The organism is Flavobacterium humidisoli (assembly GCF_023272795.1).
Lineage (GTDB): Bacteria > Bacteroidota > Bacteroidia > Flavobacteriales > Flavobacteriaceae > Flavobacterium > Flavobacterium humidisoli.
On record NZ_CP096829.1, the window covers coordinates 673,551 to 692,124 of the forward strand.

Below are 18,574 nucleotides of genomic sequence, written 5' to 3' on the forward strand. Positions count from 1 at the left end.
TTTTATGAAAACTAAAAATTACATTCTCATTCTTTTAATTGCATTTTCATGCTCAATGTGCAATTCTTCTAAAAAAGAAGAAAAAATTTCAACTGAAAAAACTTCTGAAACTAAAAAACATGAACATGAAACTCTTACGGCAGAAGACAGCTTGAAATTAGTCAATCATCAAATTGAAGTAAAAGGCGAGGTTGAATTTCCGCTTCGATTGACAGTTGATTCATTAAGAAAAATGAAAGTTGTTACGATTGACAATTTTAAAATTACTGGAAAAAATGGAGAAGTAAAAAGAGAAATTAAAGCTTGTAAAGGCGTTCTTTTAAAAGATATTCTCGAAAAAGCCAAAATCAAGCAGCAAGATCATAAAGACCGAAACTTCTACATCGTAGCACGAGCTTCAGACAATTATAAGGCCACTTTTTCGTGGGCAGAACTTTTCAATAATCCAACTGGAGAAAATGCTTATATCCTTTTTGAAGAAAATGGAAAACCAGTTAAAAACGGAGAGATGATTGCGATTTGCCAAAATGATACTAGAACTGGACCAAGACACGTTTATTGGTTAAAAAGTATCGAGGTTTATAAGGTTGAATAAAAGATGCTAAGATTCTGAGATACTAAGTTGCTAAGTTTTTTTGCTCGCAAAGTCGTAAAGTCGCAAAGTTTTTCTTCAATCAATTTTTAAAATTGCAGCATATATTTTTAATTTCTTGTCAAACATAGCCTGTGGTTTCAACCACGGGAAACTTATTTGCATATTCTGCGTGCCACGATTGTGTACCCGTGGTTGAAACCACGGACTACATTTAAAATACCATACGTACAAAACTCAAAGTTTATTTTTTGCCACAGATTAAAGGATTTACACAGATTTTAAAAAATCATTTAATCCCTTAATCTGTGGCTATAATTTTTACTTTGCGACTCTGCGACTTTGCGAGATTAAATAAGCTTTGTTTGGAAACTTTACATAAAACCTTGCGCACTTTGGTATTAAATAAACTTTTATTCAAGATTTAAATGTACTTTTAAGGATAAAAGTTTGTTATTAACTTTAAATAAAGAAATTCTTTATTATTTTTACCACATAATTTAAGCAAACTATGAGTTCTAACTTTGATAAATTTCAAAAGCGCAGGTTAATTTCCTCTTATTTTTCGGTAGTATTAAGTGTATTCTTGGTTTTATTCCTTTTAGGAGTACTAGGATTATTCATTATTAATTCTAAACAGCTGGCAGACGATTTTAAAGAAAAAATCGCCATGACGGTTTTCTTCAAAAATGAAGCTAACGACAGTGTTATCAAAGCATTTAACACCGAACTTAAAAGAGCACCTTTTGCGAGATCTTTTGTTTATGTAACCAAAGAAAAAGCGGCGAAAGAACATACTGATATTATCGGAGAAGATTTCTTAACCTTTTTGGGAGAAAATCCTTTATTGAATTCATACGATATTCACTTAAAAGCCGATTACGTAGAAAGAGACAGTATTGTTAAGATTGAAAGTAACTTTCGTAAAAATGCAATGATCTCAGATATTGTTTACGACAAACAATTGGTAAATCTGGTAAATGATAATATCAGAAAAGTAAGTATGTGGATTTTGATCATCAGCGGTTTCTTGACTGTGATTGCGGTATTATTAATCAATAGTTCATTACGTTTATCTATACATTCAAATCGTTTTATTATCAAAACCATGCAAATGGTTGGAGCGACAAAAGCGTTTATCCGTAAACCATTTGTAATGCGAAGCGTAAAACTTGGAATGTTGGGTGCAGGTTTGGCTATTATTGCTTTAATCGCGCTTTTACTTTATGTAGATACTAATTTCCCTGGTTTAGGGATTCTAGAAGACAAAGCCTTAACCGGTTTAGTTTTAGTTGCTGTTTTCGGATTAGGAGTTTTAATTACTTGGGTTAGCACGCATTTCGCAACACAACGTTTCTTGAATTTAAGAACTGACGATCTTTATTAATTTTTGATTGCAGATTTTATATTGCAGATTTTAGATTTAAAAAATTGCCTTTGACTTCGCTCAGGCTGACAAATACATAAAAATGAAAAACAACAATAATATAGAAGAACAACAAGTTCAAAAACAGGAATTCCTTTTTGACAGCATCAATTATAAAATTTTATTAATTGGTATTGCTGTAATAGCGCTAGGATTTATTTTAATGTCTGGCGGAGGAAGTAAAGATCCTAATGTTTTTAACGAAGATATTTTCAACTTTAGACGTATTCGTTTAGCACCGACAACTGTTTTAATCGGTTTCGGAATCACGATTTATTCTATATTCAAAAAATCTAAATAGACTTTATTAGACTTCTTAGACCTTTTAGATTATTAGATTAATCTTATCTGAAAAAATCTAAGATGTCTATCCCGAAGCTTCGGGACTAAAAATCTAAAAATCTAATTTAAATGAACACATTACAAGCTATTGTTCTTGCCATTATTGAAGGAATTACAGAGTTTTTGCCTGTTTCTTCTACAGGTCACATGATTATTGCCTCTTCTTTTTTTGGAATCGCTCATGACGATTTCACTAAACTTTTTACTATTGTAATTCAGCTTGGCGCAATACTTTCTGTTGTTATTTTATACTTCAAACGTTTCTTTCAAACTTTTGATTTTTACTTTAAGCTTCTTGTTGCTTTTATTCCAGCAGTTGTTTTAGGATTATTATTAAGCGATTTTATTGATGACTTATTAGAAAACCCTGTAACTGTCGCAATTTCACTTTTAATCGGAGGAATTATTTTATTGAAAGTTGACGAATGGTTTAACAATCCAAATACAGCTGAAACCTCTCAAGAAATCAGTTATTTACAAGCTTTCAAAATTGGATTATTTCAATGTATCGCTATGATTCCTGGAGTTTCTCGAAGCGGAGCTAGTATCGTTGGAGGAATGTCTCAAAAATTATCAAGAACTACAGCTGCAGAATTTTCATTTTTCTTAGCCGTTCCTACTATGTTGGGTGCAACTGCAAAAAAATGCTACGATTACTATAAAGCTGGTTTTGAATTATCTCACGATCAAGTAAACATGTTGGTTATTGGGAATATTGTTGCTTTTGCTGTAGCACTTTTAGCAATTAAAACTTTCATCGGATTTTTGACTAAAAACGGATTCAAAGTTTTTGGTTACTACCGAATTATTGCCGGAATCATTTTATTATTGATTCACTTTTTTATTCATCCGCTTACCATTATATAATGACACCTGAAGAATATTTAGAAGGACAGGTTTTATTGATAGATAAACCTTTAAAATGGAGTTCATTTCAAGCTGTCAATAAATTAAAATACCTTTTAATTAATAAAGTTGGGCTTCCAAAAAAGTTCAAAATTGGCCACGCAGGAACTTTAGATCCTTTGGCAACTGGACTTTTATTAATCTGCACAGGAAAATTCACTAAAAGAATTTCAGAACTTCAAGGTCAGGCAAAAGAATATACGGGTACGTTTTATATAGGCGCCACTACTCCATCTTATGATTTAGAAACCGAAATAGATCAGACATTTCCAACTGATCATATCGATGAAGCTTTAATTCATGAAACGGTAAAACAATTTTTAGGCGAAATCGATCAGAAACCGCCTATCTTTTCAGCCATTAAAAAAGACGGAGTTCGCTTGTATGAACACGCTCGTGCTGGAGAATCTATTGAAATTGAAAGCAGAAAAACTACTATTCACGAATTTGAAATCACCAGAATCGAATTGCCTGAAATAGATTTTAGAGTAGTTTGCTCTAAAGGAACTTACATTCGTTCCTTAGCGTATGATTTTGGAAAAGCGATGAATTCCGGTTCGCATTTAACTGTTTTGCGCCGAACTAAAATTGGCGATTATGATGTAAAAAATGCGATTGATATTACTTTGTTTGAAGAGAGCATCAAATAATCTCAAAAAAAAAGCACATTACCATTTGAAAGTAATGTGCCAAGCTTCTAAAACAAGTAATTTTATTGCATACTTATTTCAATTAATAGTGAGGCACATTCTTCCCTCCAAATAGAAATTTAGAAAAGAAATCATAAAATCTTTCGAATAACTTTTTCATAATAGTGTATTTTTTAATTGTTAAACATTAAATAACACCAATAAAAAGAGTAAATCTGAAAGCTATAATAGATGTGGGATTAGTTTTACTAAGTTACAAAATTCTATTGAAGTCTAAAAGACTTTAAGACAACTTTATTAACAAATCACCTGTTTATCAACAGATTAATCCGATTAAAGTCTATTGTATTTAATATTTTCCATAATTTCAACCAATTCTTCCTGAACTGAAATTCCTTTATCTGCCAAATACCATAATTGCAGATCTGTTTTTATTTTTTCGTCAATAGCACCAACTTCTCTTTTATGCTTGGCCATTAATTCGGTTGCTCCTTTTGGTCTTGGCCCCCAATCGGCACGCACAATTCCGGCTTCTTTACAAATAACGATTACTTTAGGGATTGCTCTTCCGCCATTGGTCAAATAATGGCTCATCAAATCGTCATTTTCATCACGAAGTGCAATTCTCAAATCGATTCTTTTATTAGAAGCCAAAGCCATTTTATTTAAGATCGGAAGAATTTGCGCTGCATCTCCGCACCAACCTTCAGAAAGCACTAGCCATATATAATGATTGTCTAAGTTTTGAAGTTTATCTGCAACAGATTCTGAAACGGTTATCGTTTTTTCTAGCCTATTCATTCTGGCTTCATTCAATTTAGAATAATTGGTAAGACTTTCAGATTGTTCATTTCCCGTTGATTTTCCTTCGGTCAATAAATCAGTTACTATTTTTCTGTATTCTGCATAAGAATGACTATTGAATAATGCTTTGGCTACGATGCTTTTCATATTGGTTTCATTTTTAGGATACAATAAAAATACAAAATTTAACAAGACGTGGAAAATGACATTTATCACATTTGAATTAAATTAAGTATAAAGCCTTTTAAAGACTAAAATTGTAGTACGAATTAATTTTTTGCAAACATTATTTCTAAAAATCAGAATATGTCTATATTTGCACAAATTAACGCAACACACACATGAAATATAAAAGAATTCTTCTTAAACTTAGCGGCGAGGCCTTAATGGGTGATTTACAATACGGTATTGACCCGAAAAGATTAGGCGAATATGCAGATGAAATCAAGCAGATTCACGACAAAGGAGTAGAAATTGCTATTGTTATTGGAGGAGGAAATATTTTTAGAGGCGTTGCCGGAGCAAGCTCAGGAATGGACAGAGTGCAAGGAGATTACATGGGAATGCTTGCAACTGTTATTAACGGAATGGCTTTGCAGGGCGCTCTTGAAGATAAAGGAATGAAAACGCGTCTGCAGACCGCTCTGAAAATGGAATCTATTGCAGAACCATATATTAAAAGAAGAGCTGATCGTCACCTAGAAAAAGGCAGAATTGTAATTTTTGGAGCTGGAACTGGAAATCCATATTTTACAACTGATACAGCTGCTGTTTTAAGAGGTATCGAAATCAATGCTGATGTTATCCTTAAAGGTACTCGTGTTGATGGTGTTTATGACTCTGATCCAGAAAAAAATGCTTCTGCTGTTAAATTTGATTTTATCTCATTTGATGATGTAATCAAAAAAGGATTAAATGTAATGGACACAACTGCATTTACATTAAGCCAAGAAAACAAACTGCCAATCGTTGTTTTTGATATGAACAAAATTGGAAACTTGTTAAAAATCTGCGAAGGCGAAAACATTGGAACTGTAGTTAATATCTAGACTGCTTAGATTGTTAGTCCCGAAGTTTCGAGATAGAAAGGCTTTCTAAATTCTTGACAACGATTAAGACCATTTAAAAAAACAAAATAATATTAGTTAGTAAACTAGAAGAAACCATTTTTAAAGTCTAAAAATCTAATCTTCTAAAAATCTAAAAATCTAAAAAAATGACTGAAGAAATAGACTTTATTTTAGAAAGTACTGAGGAATCAATGAATGGTACTATTGCACACTTAGAGAAAGAATTTCTTAATATTCGTGCAGGGAAAGCTTCTCCAGCTATGCTTGGAGGTGTTTTTGTTGATTATTACGGATCTGCAACTCCGCTTTCTCAAGTATCTAAAATTAGTGTTCCAGACGCTAGAACAATTACATTACAGCCATTTGAAAAAAATATGCTGCAAGCAATTGAAAAAGCAATCTTGATTGCTAACATTGGTTTTAACCCAATGAACAATGGAGATATGATCATAATTAGCGTACCGCCACTAACAGAAGAGCGTCGTCGCGATTTAGCAAAGCAAGCTAAATCTGAAGCTGAAGATGCTAAAATTGGTATTCGTAACTCTCGTAAAGATGCTAATACTGACATTAAAAAATTAGAAAAAGAAGGAACTTCTGAAGACATCTGCAAATCTGCAGAAGAAGAAGTTCAGAACCTAACAAACTCTTACATCAAAAAAATTGATGAGTTATTGGCTGCAAAAGAAGCTGAAATCATGAAGGTGTAACCTGAGATTGAGATAAAATAAAAAATCCGTTTGGTTTATTGTACCAGACGGATTTTTTTATTGCTATTTTTGCATACGAAAATTAAATTCTTTTCGTTTTTGAAACTATATCATTCTGTATGAAGCTATTTTGTTTTTTGACTTTGTTTTTTACGCTTACTCTTCAAGCGCAAATTCAAATAAACGGAATCGTAACCGATTCAAACAACAAACCTCTTCCGTTTGCCACCCTTACCACCTCAGAAAGCAATAACGCCATTACAGATGTTGATGGAAAATTTATTTTTAAAATTAGCAGTTCGACCACATCGCTTACCATTTCTTATGTAGGTTTCCAAACTAAGACTATTGCATTAATCAATAACAAAACCTTTTATTCGATAGCACTTTCACAGCAGACAGATGACCTAAAAGAAGTTGTTGTTTCGAATGAAAACCCGGCACTTACCATAATTAGAAAAGTTATTGCCAATAAAGCCACAAATGATCCGCAGAAAAAACTCAATAATTTTGAATATAAAACCTATAACAAACTTATTGTAACCGCCAATCCAGATTCGATAGACGGCCGTATTGACACTACTGCAGCATATAAAGATTTAAACAAAAAAATCATCAACATCGATTCTTCCGATTATAAGTTTAAAGAAATTGTAAGCAAACAGCATTTATTTCAGACCGAGAAAGTTTCTCAATATCAGTTTGGAGACCACAAGTTAAAAGAAACCGTTTTGGGAACTAAAATCGCAGGTTTCAAACAACCTATTTATGAAGTCTTGGCTTTCAACCTTCAATCTATTTCGATTTACGATTCTAAGTACGAATTATTTGAAACCAAATATGAAAATCCGATTTCGAAAAATGCGCCTTCCAACTACAATTATAAACTCTTAGATACTGTTAGCATTAAAGGTCGTGATGCGTATATGATTTATTTTAAAAATAAATCAAAACACAGAACCTCTGGATTAGAAGGGGTTTTATATATCGACAAAGAAAATTTTGCTGTCGCGAAAGCTGTAATGCGTATTAAGGGTGTTTTGGATATCAGTGGGATTCACGAATTTGAATATATTCCGAAAGAGAAAATATGGTTTCAAAGCAATACCACTTTTAAAATTGTAAAAGGTAAGAACGATGATGATATTCGAATTTTGGGCGGTACGATTCAATTTGACGGAGATGTTGAAGAGAATTTTGAACCCAGAAAAAAAGTGGCTTCAGATTTCACCTATCTCCTTTCTGAAAGCAATAGTTTTGACATTCGTGTCAACACTGGAACTCCAATAAAAAACCCTTCGCTTTATATCGAAATTAAAGACGATGCGGCCAAAAAACCCGAAAGTTTCTGGGAAGCCTACCGAAAGGAAAATATCGATTTAAAAAGCCAAAAAACCTATTTGCTGCTAGATAGTCTTTCCATTCGAAATCGAATCGAAAAACGCTTAGGAATTGGTCGAAAAATCATTAATGGCTTCTACCCGATTGGCCCTGTCGATTTAGATTTGAAAAAAATCATAAGTTATAACAATTACGAAGGTTTTCGTATTGGAGTAGGCGGAATTACAAACGATCGTTTGTCTAAAAACTTCCGTCTAGAAGGCTACACCGCGTACGGAACAAAAGATGGTGTTTTTAAATACAGTGTTGGAGGTGGAGTTTTATTAGACAAATACACCAATACTTGGTTTAATGGTTATTATACCGATGATGTACGAGAAATTGCGAGTACCGTTTTTTCTGTTGATAAACGCGTTTTTAAAATTTACGATCCGCGCCCGATAAACATTAGTACATTCTATGAGTATATAGGATGGCGTGCCAATGTTCAAACCAAATTTATTCCGAAAACCGAAGCTGTTTTAGAGCTTTCGCGAAATTATATCGAGCCAAAATTTGATTATCTTTTTAATCTAAACGGGAAATTGTATTCTAATTATATTATGACCACAGCAATGCTTTCTATTGTGTGGGCACCTTTCAGCAATTATATGCAGACTCCAACAGGAAGAACCGAAAGTGATAAAAAGTTTCCGAGATTTACTTTTCAATACACACAGTCGTTACCAAATGTTTTTGATAATGATTTCACTTTTAGCAAAATAGATTTTAAAGCCGAATACGAAAAACAGTATTTAAACCGCCAGAAAACAAGTTTACTTTTACAGGCTGGTTATGCAATGGGAGATGTTCCTATTACGCATTTATACAACACCTCTCCAAATAACTTAACGAAGGAAACTGTTGTTCAGCGTATTACTTTTGCCGGAAGAAATGCTTTTGAAACCATGTATTTTAACGAATTCTTCTCGAGTCAATATTTAATGTTTCAAATTAAACATGGTTTTGACCGAATTAGAATCATGAAAAAAGTTCGCCCATCATTGGTTTTAGTTACCAGAATGGCCTGGGGAAGTATGGAAAATCCAGAACAGCATGTTGGGCCAGATTATAAAACTTTGGATAAAGGTTACTTTGAATCAGGAATCGAATTGAACAGAATTTTTAAAGGTTTTGGTTTAGGCGGATTCTATAGATATGGCCCAAATCAGTTATTGAAGTTTGAGGACAATATCGCGGTTAAGATTTCTTATGTTCTTGATCTGGGACTCTAAAGGGTTAGATTCCAATTTTTACGCTACGTTTGTTCATTTCGATCTCGAGGTTTCGTGAGAGAAATCATAAATAAAAAAAATCCCAAATTCCCAATAGTAAAAATTGGAATTTGGAATTTAAAAAAAATTGATATTTAAAAACTTATGGTTTAAGAATCAAAACCGAAGGCGAGTTATTTAGCCAAATACTTTGAGATTCTATTAATTTTTTCCAGCTATCTAAACTGATAATCATCAAATTTTGGCTTTCTAAAAATTCTTTCTTCAGTGTTCTATCATTCATAATCATGATATGATTTGGTGCAATCTGCTCGATCGAGCGAATTGTTTCCTGAATTTCTCTCGTATTTTTCACTTCTCCACCAGCATCCAAAACTGTAATCTGAGAACCGTTATTATTGATCAGCTTTTTAGCATAATCAATTAAAAAAGCATCTTCTTTACTAAAAACAGGCATAAAAATCTGGTTTACTTCTTCTAGATCCTTATCGATAAAAATACCAACTGGCATTTTTGCTTTAGTAATAATATGTCGTGTTCTCTCATCGAACGGATTGTTTTCAAACAAACCTTCTTTTCCTGTAAATTTATCGATCAAACGATCTGGATTTACAATTCTCGTTGTGAATCCGAGAATTTTCCCCAATAAAGTTCCATCAAAAATAGACTGTCCTAAACCAACCAATAATAAATCATATTCTCCATGGTTTGCCGTATCAATGATATCTGAATCAATATCGCTCGAAACTTTAAACAAGCTCTCTAAATTTTGATCTAACAATTGCGATTCTTCTACCACTGGCCCTATCATTTTACGCTCATGTTCTTTAACATCGAAAGAATGTATTTCTGTACTTAAAGAAATATGCATTGCTGTTACAACCGAGTTATCTGTTTGCTTTTTAACAAGACTGTTGGCGATTTTGAGCAATTTTTTCCCTTTTTCTGGAGTGGCAAACGAAAGCAAAATCTTGTACTTGCTTTTCGTTCCAATTTCCTCCGGAACGGCTGTGATTTTATCTTTAAAAATGAATCCAATAAAATCTAAAGCCGGGCCCGTCATAAAAGTAGTTACCAATGCCATAATTACCATCATAGTAAAGATTTCTGTCGATAATACACCAAGATCGTAACCGATATTTAAAACCACCAGCTCCATTAAACCTCTTGTATTCATCAAGGCGCCAATGGCTAAACTGTCTTTCCAGTTTTGCCCCATGAATTTCGCCGCCAAAGCACTTCCGAAGAATTTACCAACGACAGCAACCAAAATGATCAAACCAGTAAGTTTCCATAACTCAGGATCATTCAATAATCCTATTTGTGTACGCAAACCTGTGAACACGAAAAATAATGGCAATAAAACAATGATGGCAACATCTTCAACTTTTTCGATAAATATGTTTCTAAATTTATTGTTTTCAGGCATAATCGCTCCAGCCAAAAAAGCACCGAACAAAGCATGAATTCCGATTAACTCAGATGCATAAGCCGAAATTAAAAGTGTAATAAAGAAAATGGCAACAACTGGTTTGTTTAGACTTTCTCTTGTTGCATTTAAATCTCCTACTCTTTTTAAAAACGGGCGAACGATTTTTAGCATGATAATTACATATAAAATCGCCATTCCGATTACATAAAGTGAACTCGAAAGCGAACCAGCTTTTACGATCGCAATAACAACCGCCAAAATACACCAAGCTGTAATATCGTCTGCGGCCGCGCAAGTAATAGCAATGGTTCCTAATTTTGTCTTCTGCATGCCGCGCTCTTGAACTATTCTAGCCAAAACAGGAAAAGCTGTAATACTCATGGCGATTCCCATAAATAAACCGAAAGAAGAAAACTCAACTCCCAATGGAGCATAGGTTTCATAAATAAAAAATGCTAACGATAAACCTAAAGCAAACGGAATTACAATACTGGCGTGACTGATTACAACCGCATCATGCGCTTTGTTTTTCAGCACTTTTAAATCCAGCTCCATTCCAATAACAAACATAAAAAGGATTAAACCGATTTGGCTTAAAAACTGTAGATTACCTAAAGATTCTTTTGGAAATAAAGCTGCCGAAAACTCTGGAAAATACATTCCTACAAGAGACGGCCCTAACACAATTCCCGCAATCATTTCACCAATTACCGAAGGCTGTCCTATTTTTCTAAAAAACCATCCAAACAAACGGGCAACTAAAATGATGGTAACGATCTGCGCTAGTAAAATAGCCAAAGGATGCTGCAGATTTTCCACCATCGAATGAAGAAAGTCTTTCCAATGGTTACTTTCAACACTTTTCTTTACAATATTACGCCCTACTTCTAATGAAGCGCCTTTTGATATTACCCAATATATTAGCGCTGTAAAACCACCAATAACGGTTACGTAGAATAGAGAGTTCTTAATGTTATTCATAAACTCGTTCTTTAGATTTAATTAACGCAAATATCAGCACTGTGAATTTAGTGAAAAAGTAATTCACTTGTTAATTTCGATCACATGTAACAAGTCAGGAAAAAATTGTAATAAGTTTTAGAGCTTTACCTTTTTCAAAAAATCAGCTCGATAGGTTTCGCTTAAAATTAACGTGGTGTTTTTACTATTTTCTTCAACATGATGCAACACAATTTCGTTATGATTAAAGAATTTAATTGCTTTTACCGCCACGATTTCTTTTTTATTAACTCGACAGAAATCAGCATCTGGTAATTCGTTTAAAAGGGTATCGAATTTTACATTTTTCAAATTCAAAAAACTTCCATCGGTAAGCAGAACCGTTTTGTCTCGGCTATCACTTGCTGCAGTTTTTATATATTGAATTTTATTAAAATATAGCAACGTTTTCCCTTTGTCTGTATTGAGCTGAATGAATTTTTTATCTGAATTTGATTTTTCAAAACGCTCCAAAGCTTTGGTGACTGCTTTTTGCAAACGTTCCAATTTCACAGGTTTTGTAATGTAGTCTACGGCATCGATATTAAATGCTTCGGCCGCATATTCTTTATACGCAGTACAAAAAATCACCAATTTATCTTGCAATTTTTCAGCCAGATGCAAGCCATCAATTCCAGGCATTTCGATATCCGAAATGAGCAGATCAAAATCAAGATTCGAAAAATCAGACAGGAGTTTCTCGGGATCATTACTTGCTTTTACGATCTCCAATTCCGGAATTTGTTCGCAAAGCATTTTTAGGTAAGTCAATCCTGGAAGTTCATCGTCCAGAAGCAAGCATTTCAGTTTTGTATTCAAGTAAATCAATTTTTAGATGGGCAATATAAACATCGTTTTCTATAAACCTATCGAGTTTGAAATTATTCTTATAAATAATGCGAAGACGATGTTCGAGCGTTGTATGCCCAAAACCGCTTCGTTCTTTTTTCAGTACTTTTTTATCGGAGATTTTATTGGAAACCGTCATAAAAAAAGCATTGTTTTTAAATTCAAAAACTACCGAAATAAAAGCATCTGCGCTCTGAAGATCGGCATGTTTGAATGCATTTTCAATTAAATCAATCGAAATTAAAGGCGCCAGCAAAGGCTGATCATATAATTTGTCTTCTTGATTGATATTGGTTTTAACCTTAAGTTCGAAAAGCGGACTGATTTTGATTTTGTTGATTTCGATTAGATTCAATGCAAAATCTATTTCTTCTTTGGCCGTTACAAATTTCTTTTTGCTTTCGTATAAAATATAATCCAGAACATTGGCCAATTTATCCAGAGCAAAATAGGTTTGATAAGCATGCGATTGAATTGAATTTAAGATATTCTTAAACAAGTGCGGATTTAGTTTGGATTCTAAATTCTCCAACTGCAAATCGTTTACCTTAGATTCTAAAGCATAAAAACTTTTTTCAGCATCTTCTTTTGCTTTCTTAGTTTGCTTTAATTGATAAATCATAAAGCAAATAATAACAATTAAAAGCAAAAGAATAGTTAGAAAAATTAAAGTTGTAGTATTATTTTGTTGCATTGTTGCTGATCTATTTCTTAGTGCAAAATTACAATAACAGTATTTTTTACTGTAAAACTAATTGCAAATATGGCAAAAGCTAACGACTAATTGGCAAAAAGCAAGTAAATAATGCTGTTTTTAAAAATCTTTCATTTTGTGTTAACATAAAGTAAAATAGAATCGAATATTTATGATTTCGAGCACTTTTCACTACATTTGCATCCATTTTTAAAGATTTTATGAAAAACGCTATCCAAGTTGGATTTTGGGAAAAGTTAGCCCGAATCATACTTAAAAACCGAATTACGATTCTGGTAATACTTTCTGCTTTAACTATTTTCTTTGGTTATCAGTGGAAGAATCTTTCTATGACTTATACCGAAGCCAATTTGCTTCCAAAAGATCATATTGCAAATAAAGATTATCAAAAATTCCTCGATAAGTTTGGTGAAGAAGGAAACCTAATCGTTATTGGTTTCAAAGATTCTAAATTCTTTACACCAAAAAATTATGCGGCTTGGACCGAATTAATGAACGGTTTGAAAAAAGCCAAAGAAGTTGATTTAGTAATTTCTTTAAATGATTTAAAGAAACTTGAAAAAGACACTATAAACCAAAAATTTGTTCTAGCGCCATTTATTGACGAAAGTAAAGTACTTGATGCTGCTTATTTAAAAAGTGTCCAATATGATTTGTTTCACAATCTGCCATTTTACGAAGGACTCTTGTTTAATAAAGAAAGCGGAAGCGTTCGTTCTGCCATTTATATGAATAAAGCTCTGGTGAATACGGCCGAAAGAAAGGTATTTATCTTAAAAGATTTAGTTCCGAAAATCAATAAATTCGAAAAAGAAACTGGAATTGATCTTAAAGTTTCAGGAATGCCGTACATCCGTACGATCAATGCGGATAATATGAAAGGCGAAATTGGACTTTTCATTGGAGCCTCTTTATTGACTGTTTCTCTGATTTTCTTTTTCTTTTTCCGTTCCTTTAGAGCTACGTTTATTTCGGTTTGTATTTTAATTGTCGGGGTAACATGGTCATTTGGAACTCTTGGATTGTTCGGATATAAAATCACGATTTTAACGGCTATTATTCCGCCACTGATTATCGTAATCGGAATTACCAACTGTATTTTCCTGATCAACAAATACCAGCAGGAAATTAAAATTCATAACAATCAGGCAAAAGCTTTACAGCGTGTTATTTCTAAAATTGGACATTCGACTTTCATGACCAATTTAACTGCCGCCATAGGTTTTGCAACGTTGATGATTACTGGAAATGAGTTGCTTTTTGAGTTCGGATTGGTCACTTCTATCAACGTACTTTCTGTTTATACTTTGACGCTTTTTATAGTGCCGATTATTTACAGTTTTATGCCATTGCCAAAAGCAAAACATTTATATCATTTAGACAAAACTTATATTTCGACACTTTTAAATACAGTTACAACTATCGTTAAAGGTAAAAAGACAATTGTTTATTGCATTTACGCTGTTTTATTTCTGGTAAGTTTGAATGGAGTTAGACAAATGAAAGTTTCGGGAAGTTTGATTGGCGAAATGCCCAAAAGCGCCTCTTTCTTTAAAGATATTTTATTTTACGAAAAAGAATTCAACGGTGTAATGCCACTGGAAATCATGATTGACACCAAAAAGAAAAAGGGTGTTATGAAACCGGCAACAATTCGCAAAATGGACGAATTACAAAATACCATTTCTGAAATTCCTGAACTTGCAAAGCCTGTTTCCGTTGTAAACTTGGTTAAATATGCAAAACAGGCTTTTTATAACGGAAATCCTGAATATTACCAATTGCCAACTTCTCAGGAACAGACTTTTATTTTGGGTTATGCTAAAAATGCAACCAAAAATAGTAAAGAAAATTTAATGAAAGCCTATGTTGATTCGACTGGACAATACGCGCGAATTACCACTTTCATGAAAGATATCGGAACAGATGAAATGGCAAAAGTAGAAGGAAAATTACGCAAAAAAATTGATGAGATTTTCCCTAAAGACCGTTACGAAGTTACCATTACTGGAAAAGCATTGGTTTTCCAAAAAGGAACGACTTATCTTGCACATAACTTAATTGAATCATTGCTTTTTGCAATCTTAACAATTGCAATTTTGATGTTGTATCTGTTCAGATCTTTCAAAATGGTCGCAGCTTCTTTAATCACGAATATTTTACCGCTTTGTATAACTTCTGGATTAATGGGTTATTTCGGAATTCCGTTAAAACCTTCAACGATTTTGGTATTCAGTATCGCTTTCGGAATCTCAGTTGATAATGCCATTCAGTTTATGGCGAAATACAAAGATGAGTTGATTCAAAACAAAGGAAAAGTAAAAAAATCTGTTTTCAGCGCTTTAAGAGAAACTGGAGTAAGTACTTTCTATACTTCTATCGTTTTAATTTTAGGTTTTGCAACTTTTACTCTATCAAGTTTCAGCGGAACAATTGCTTTAGGAGGATTAATTTCTTGTACTTTGGTTTTTGCGATGTTTGCTAACTTGGTGGTTTTACCATCGCTGGTTTTGACTTTTGAGAAAAAGAAAACTAAGAAAGAGGAATTGGAGAATTTGGAGAAGTAAGGTTTTTGACACGAATTTCACGAATTGAATTCAAAATAAAGAATGGAATCAAAACTTAATATTATTGAATTTAGAAATCGAATCAAAGACAATACGGTAATTGGAAACCCAAAACTTAAGTTAATCAGTCCATTTGGTCTATTTAGAATATTTGGAAGTTTTTCAAAACCTTTCTATGGAAATTTTGACGACTCAACATTTCGTTTAACAACAAATTCTGCTGTATCGCCAACATTTTTTATGATTAAAGGAAATTACAGAATTACAAACAGAACTTTATTTGTTAATTACACTATTGAGCCAACGCATAAAATTCAGATAATTTGGCTAAAATATTATCCACTTATTGCATTTATTTTATGTAATTCAGTATTTATTTTAATAGAAAAAGTTCCTATGCAAGTGTACTTAATCTTTAATTTATTTATTGTCTTTTCAATATTCCATAGTAAATGGCTTCCTAAACGAAAAATGAAAAGTTTAGAACAAAAGTTTAAGAAAATATTTGAATTATAATTTTAAGAACAATATTAATCTTAAAGTTTTATACAATCTTGTCATTTCGAGGAAAGAGAAATCTCCACAAGTCGCTCCGCAGAGTAATTCATAACTTAGTTAAGTTTTTTACGGAGATTTCTCTCCGAAGCCTTGGAATCGAAATGACAAAAATAAAAGAAATCGCTTCTTTTGAAGCCGACTGCCCTAGCCCTGATCGAAGCGGCATCCTTTCTGTTTTTTCTTTAAAAACAGAAAGATATAGCGAAGAGCAGGAATCCGCTTCAAAAATTAATTATTATCGATTATATTTGCAGTTGTTCAAAACGAATATTATTTAATATCAATTATATATAAAAATGAAACACACAAAAGTTAGAGACTTATTAAACAGTACGACGACGTTACAGGAAGTGAATGCAAAAGGTTGGGTGAGAACTTTTAGAAATAATCAGTTCATCGCTTTAAATGACGGTTCTACAATTAATAATATTCAATGTGTTGTTGATTTTGAAAATACACCAGAAGAGACTTTAAAAAGAATCACAACTGGAGCAGCAGTTTCTGTAATTGGAACTTTGGTTGAAAGTAAAGGTGCAGGTCAGAAATATGAAATTCAAGTGAACAAACTTGAAATCCTTGGAGATTCTGATGCTGAGAAATTCCCAATGCAGCCTAAAAAACACTCTTTAGAATTTTTACGTGAAAACGCTCACTTGCGTGTACGTACAAATGCTTTTGGAGCAATTATGCGTGTACGTTCTGTATTGTCTTATGCAGTTCACAAATATTTTCAGGATAAAGGTTTTGTGTATGTAAATACGCCAATTATCACTGGAGCTGATGCTGAAGGTGCTGGAGAAATGTTTCAAGTAACATCTTTACCATTGGATAATCTTCCAAAAAACGAAGAAGGAAACATTGATTTCAAAAAAGATTTCTTTGGAAAACATACCAACTTAACGGTTTCTGGACAATTAGAAGGTGAAACTTTTGCAATGGCTTTGGGTCAGATTTATACTTTTGGACCAACGTTTAGAGCAGAAAACTCAAACACTTCTCGTCACCTTGCTGAGTTTTGGATGATCGAACCAGAAGTTGCTTTCAACGACCTTGACGACAACATGGATTTGGCTGAAGATTTTATTCAGTACGTAATTAAATATGCTTTAGACAACTGTCAGGATGATTTGAAATTTCTGGAAGGAAGACTTCTTGAAGAAGAAAAATCAAAACCTCAGGCGGAAAGAAGCGAAATGGCTTTGTTAGAGAAATTAAACTTTGTATTAGAGAACAACTTTAAACGTGTTTCTTATACAGAAGCTATTGATATTTTGAGAGATTCAACTCCAAATAAAAAGAAAAAATTCAGCTATCTTATCAACGAATGGGGAGCTGATTTACAATCAGAACACGAGCGTTATTTAGTTGAAAAACATTTTAAATGTCCGGTAATTTTATACGATTACCCGGCAAATATCAAAGCGTTTTACATGCGTTTGAACGACAATACTGAACCTGGAAGAGAAACGGTTCGTGCAATGGATATCCTTTTCCCTGGAATTGGAGAAATCGTTGGTGGTTCTGAAAGAGAAGAACGTTACGATGTTCTGGTTGAGAAAATGGAAAAACTTGGAATTGATAAAGAAGAATTATACTGGTACTTAGACACCAGAAGATTTGGTTCTGCAACTCACGCAGGTTTTGGTTTAGGATTTGAGCGTTTGGTATTGTTTGTTACAGGAATGACAAACATTAGAGACGTAATTCCTTTCCCAAGAACTCCGGGCAGCGCGGAATTTTAATAGAAACGGATTTGCCACGAAGGCACAAAGACACTAAGTTTTATTTTTAAAAACTGATTTAAGACACAAAAAAAAAAATTAAATAATACCACGAAGACACAAATTCAAAAAAAGTATTATTTATGTTTTTTAAGGACTTGAGCCTTAAAAAAAACAATCTTTGCGCCTTAGCGTCTTCGTGGCAAATACAAAATATTATGCTCTCTGAAAGAACGGAAGAAATTGGAAAAATAATTGTAAACGCAGCTTTTAAAGTCCACAAACAACTTGGCCCCGGATTATTAGAAAGAGTCTATGAAATTTGTTTGGCGCATGAAATTACTAAGGTTGGTCTTGATGTAAAACGCCAAGTTGATATTCCGATTGTTTATGATGGAATTGAATTTAGCGAAGGACTAAGATTAGATTTATTAATCGAAGATTCTATAATAATAGAAATAAAAGCAGTAGAACAAATAAATCCAGTTTGGGAAGCGCAAATTATAAGTCAGTTAAAATTACTAAACAAAGATTTAGGTTACTTAATTAATTTTAATGTGCCATTAATCAAAAGCGGTATCAGAAGATTTATAAACACGAAAAGAGTATTTTAAAAAA

General features: G+C 33.0%; 17 protein-coding genes. 13 read left to right on the top strand and 4 right to left on the bottom strand.

Annotated features, from left to right (window positions below; all coding sequences use genetic code 11):
* The first annotated feature begins 4 nt into the window (after window positions 1-4).
* The 5 genes from M0M44_RS03175 (at window position 5) to truB (ending at window position 3,916) form a co-directional block, all read left to right on the top strand.
* Window positions 5-595 carry a molybdopterin-dependent oxidoreductase gene (locus tag M0M44_RS03175; RefSeq protein WP_248728472.1) on the top strand — a complete coding sequence of 197 codons (591 nt, stop codon included), beginning with the start codon at window positions 5-7 and terminating at the stop codon, window positions 593-595.
* A 508-nt stretch (window positions 596-1,103) separates the two neighbouring features.
* On the top strand, window positions 1,104-1,979 hold the full coding sequence (locus M0M44_RS03180; RefSeq protein ID WP_248728473.1) for a cell division protein FtsX: 876 nt from the start codon (window positions 1,104-1,106) through the stop codon (window positions 1,977-1,979).
* A gap of 82 nt (window positions 1,980-2,061) precedes the next feature.
* A complete protein-coding gene (locus M0M44_RS03185; RefSeq protein ID WP_248728474.1) occupies window positions 2,062-2,319 on the top strand; it encodes a DUF3098 domain-containing protein in 258 nt (85 codons plus the stop codon).
* Between the two features lie 110 nt (window positions 2,320-2,429).
* Window positions 2,430-3,227 (top strand): undecaprenyl-diphosphate phosphatase, encoded by a 798-nt coding sequence (locus M0M44_RS03190; RefSeq protein ID WP_248728475.1) that lies wholly within the window; start codon window positions 2,430-2,432, stop codon window positions 3,225-3,227.
* Window positions 3,227-3,916 (top strand): tRNA pseudouridine(55) synthase TruB, encoded by a 690-nt coding sequence (gene truB, locus M0M44_RS03195; protein ID WP_248728476.1) that lies wholly within the window; start codon window positions 3,227-3,229, stop codon window positions 3,914-3,916. The genes M0M44_RS03190 and truB overlap by 1 nt, the downstream gene beginning before the upstream one ends.
* 333 nt (window positions 3,917-4,249) lie before the next feature.
* Here the strand turns inward: truB and M0M44_RS03200 are convergent, their stop codons facing one another.
* Window positions 4,250-4,867, bottom strand: coding sequence for a thioredoxin family protein (locus M0M44_RS03200; protein WP_248728477.1), 618 nt, complete (start codon window positions 4,865-4,867; stop codon window positions 4,250-4,252).
* Window positions 4,868-5,061: 194 nt separating this feature from the next.
* Between M0M44_RS03200 and pyrH the strand changes: the two genes are divergently transcribed.
* The 3 genes from pyrH to M0M44_RS03215 all read left to right on the top strand — a co-directional run bounded on the left by pyrH (window position 5,062) and on the right by M0M44_RS03215 (window position 9,115).
* Window positions 5,062-5,769 (top strand): UMP kinase, encoded by a 708-nt coding sequence (pyrH, locus tag M0M44_RS03205; RefSeq protein ID WP_008465141.1) that lies wholly within the window; start codon window positions 5,062-5,064, stop codon window positions 5,767-5,769.
* A gap of 167 nt (window positions 5,770-5,936) precedes the next feature.
* Window positions 5,937-6,500 carry a ribosome recycling factor gene (gene frr / locus M0M44_RS03210; RefSeq protein WP_095928306.1) on the top strand — a complete coding sequence of 188 codons (564 nt, stop codon included), beginning with the start codon at window positions 5,937-5,939 and terminating at the stop codon, window positions 6,498-6,500.
* A 119-nt stretch (window positions 6,501-6,619) separates the two neighbouring features.
* On the top strand, window positions 6,620-9,115 hold the full coding sequence (locus M0M44_RS03215) for a DUF5686 family protein (protein ID WP_248728478.1): 2,496 nt from the start codon (window positions 6,620-6,622) through the stop codon (window positions 9,113-9,115).
* A gap of 142 nt (window positions 9,116-9,257) precedes the next feature.
* On the opposite strand, the gene M0M44_RS03220 is transcribed toward M0M44_RS03215, so the two are convergent.
* The 3 genes from M0M44_RS03220 to M0M44_RS03230 form a co-directional block, all read right to left on the bottom strand.
* Window positions 9,258-11,528 carry a cation:proton antiporter gene (locus M0M44_RS03220; protein ID WP_248728479.1) on the bottom strand — a complete coding sequence of 757 codons (2,271 nt, stop codon included), beginning with the start codon at window positions 11,526-11,528 and terminating at the stop codon, window positions 9,258-9,260.
* A 117-nt stretch (window positions 11,529-11,645) separates the two neighbouring features.
* Window positions 11,646-12,365 carry a LytR/AlgR family response regulator transcription factor gene (locus M0M44_RS03225; protein WP_248728480.1) on the bottom strand — a complete coding sequence of 240 codons (720 nt, stop codon included), beginning with the start codon at window positions 12,363-12,365 and terminating at the stop codon, window positions 11,646-11,648.
* Entirely contained in the window at window positions 12,328-13,089 is a 762-nt protein-coding gene (locus M0M44_RS03230) for a sensor histidine kinase (RefSeq protein ID WP_248728481.1), read from the bottom strand. Before M0M44_RS03230 ends, M0M44_RS03225 begins: the two co-directional genes overlap by 38 nt.
* Before the next feature lie 221 nt (window positions 13,090-13,310).
* On the opposite strand from M0M44_RS03230, the gene M0M44_RS03235 reads away from it, so the two are divergent.
* The 5 genes from M0M44_RS03235 to M0M44_RS03255 all read left to right on the top strand — a co-directional run bounded on the left by M0M44_RS03235 (window position 13,311) and on the right by M0M44_RS03255 (window position 18,570).
* The gene (locus tag M0M44_RS03235) at window positions 13,311-15,677 is read left to right on the top strand and encodes an efflux RND transporter permease subunit (protein ID WP_248728482.1); all 2,367 of its coding nucleotides are present in this window, start codon (window positions 13,311-13,313) and stop codon (window positions 15,675-15,677) included.
* 42 nt (window positions 15,678-15,719) lie between these two features.
* A complete protein-coding gene (locus M0M44_RS03240; protein ID WP_248728483.1) occupies window positions 15,720-16,193 on the top strand; it encodes a hypothetical protein in 474 nt (157 codons plus the stop codon).
* Between the two features lie 143 nt (window positions 16,194-16,336).
* Window positions 16,337-16,513 (top strand): hypothetical protein, encoded by a 177-nt coding sequence (locus tag M0M44_RS03245; RefSeq protein ID WP_248728484.1) that lies wholly within the window; start codon window positions 16,337-16,339, stop codon window positions 16,511-16,513.
* An 18-nt stretch (window positions 16,514-16,531) separates the two neighbouring features.
* Entirely contained in the window at window positions 16,532-17,977 is a 1,446-nt protein-coding gene (gene asnS / locus M0M44_RS03250; protein WP_248728485.1) for an asparagine--tRNA ligase, read from the top strand.
* A gap of 122 nt (window positions 17,978-18,099) precedes the next feature.
* Window positions 18,100-18,570, top strand: coding sequence for a GxxExxY protein (locus M0M44_RS03255; RefSeq protein ID WP_248728486.1), 471 nt, complete (start codon window positions 18,100-18,102; stop codon window positions 18,568-18,570).
* Window positions 18,571-18,574 lie beyond the last annotated feature (4 nt).

What these genes read in the sequence shown, in the direction of transcription:
- frr (WP_095928306.1), top strand. Translation starts at nt 5,937, where the DNA reads ATGACTGAAGAAATAGACTTTATTTTAGAAAGTACTGAGGAATCAATG.
- M0M44_RS03235 (WP_248728482.1), top strand. Translation starts at nt 13,311, where the DNA reads ATGAAAAACGCTATCCAAGTTGGATTTTGGGAAAAGTTAGCCCGAATC.
- M0M44_RS03180 (WP_248728473.1), top strand. Translation starts at nt 1,104, where the DNA reads ATGAGTTCTAACTTTGATAAATTTCAAAAGCGCAGGTTAATTTCCTCT.
- M0M44_RS03215 (WP_248728478.1), top strand. Translation starts at nt 6,620, where the DNA reads ATGAAGCTATTTTGTTTTTTGACTTTGTTTTTTACGCTTACTCTTCAA.
- M0M44_RS03245 (WP_248728484.1), top strand. Translation starts at nt 16,337, where the DNA reads ATGACAAAAATAAAAGAAATCGCTTCTTTTGAAGCCGACTGCCCTAGC.
- asnS (WP_248728485.1), top strand. Translation starts at nt 16,532, where the DNA reads ATGAAACACACAAAAGTTAGAGACTTATTAAACAGTACGACGACGTTA.
- M0M44_RS03175 (WP_248728472.1), top strand. Translation starts at nt 5, where the DNA reads ATGAAAACTAAAAATTACATTCTCATTCTTTTAATTGCATTTTCATGC.
- M0M44_RS03240 (WP_248728483.1), top strand. Translation starts at nt 15,720, where the DNA reads ATGGAATCAAAACTTAATATTATTGAATTTAGAAATCGAATCAAAGAC.
- M0M44_RS03230 (WP_248728481.1), bottom strand. Translation starts at nt 13,089, where the DNA reads ATGCAACAAAATAATACTACAACTTTAATTTTTCTAACTATTCTTTTG.
- M0M44_RS03255 (WP_248728486.1), top strand. Translation starts at nt 18,100, where the DNA reads ATGTTTTTTAAGGACTTGAGCCTTAAAAAAAACAATCTTTGCGCCTTA.
- M0M44_RS03185 (WP_248728474.1), top strand. Translation starts at nt 2,062, where the DNA reads ATGAAAAACAACAATAATATAGAAGAACAACAAGTTCAAAAACAGGAA.
- pyrH (WP_008465141.1), top strand. Translation starts at nt 5,062, where the DNA reads ATGAAATATAAAAGAATTCTTCTTAAACTTAGCGGCGAGGCCTTAATG.
- M0M44_RS03220 (WP_248728479.1), bottom strand. Translation starts at nt 11,528, where the DNA reads ATGAATAACATTAAGAACTCTCTATTCTACGTAACCGTTATTGGTGGT.
- M0M44_RS03190 (WP_248728475.1), top strand. Translation starts at nt 2,430, where the DNA reads ATGAACACATTACAAGCTATTGTTCTTGCCATTATTGAAGGAATTACA.
- truB (WP_248728476.1), top strand. Translation starts at nt 3,227, where the DNA reads ATGACACCTGAAGAATATTTAGAAGGACAGGTTTTATTGATAGATAAA.
- M0M44_RS03200 (WP_248728477.1), bottom strand. Translation starts at nt 4,867, where the DNA reads ATGAAAAGCATCGTAGCCAAAGCATTATTCAATAGTCATTCTTATGCA.